At 44.0% G+C, this 505-nt stretch carries 1 tRNA gene and 1 rRNA gene; both read right to left on the reverse strand.

What is annotated here, in order from left to right:
* Positions 1-190: 190 nt before the first annotated feature.
* Positions 191-266, reverse strand: a tRNA-Glu gene (locus ACA373_RS22145).
* Between the two features lie 172 nt (positions 267-438).
* Positions 439-505: ribosomal RNA gene (locus tag ACA373_RS22150) — 16S ribosomal RNA — on the reverse strand; the annotation flags it as partial.

Here is a 505-nt window from a genome sequence, read left to right on the forward strand (position 1 = left end):
TGCAAGCATTTGAGAGACTCGAACATATCGTTGACTTCATTCTTATTACGGAGAATGAAAACGACATGTCGTTTCAATTTTCAGCTTGTTCCGGATTGTTAAAGAGCAAATATCTCAAACGTGACTCAGGCTTAAAGCCGGAATCAATTTTGAGATACGGTTGATAATGTCTTTCACTCATTATCAGATATGGCGTCCCCAAGGGGATTCGAACCCCTGTTACAGCCGTGAAAGGGCAGTGTCCTGGGCCTCTAGACGATGGGGACACAAAAATTGCTTAACCAGTCGCAGACTGGTTATTTTGTGTAAAGGTGAAGATTTGCTGGCAAATCTGTGCGACAAATTTACTTGTCACAGAACCCTACTCAAAAGACGCATTGCTCGTTACTTTTCTATCAGACAATCTGTGTGAGCACTACGCACGAAGGTATCTTCAGGTAAGGAGGTGATCCAACCGCAGGTTCCCCTACGGTTACCTTGTTACGACTTCACCCCAGTCATGAAT

It is taken from the genome of Erwinia sp. STN24, from assembly GCF_041320675.1.
Lineage (GTDB): Bacteria > Pseudomonadota > Gammaproteobacteria > Enterobacterales > Enterobacteriaceae > Erwinia > Erwinia aeris.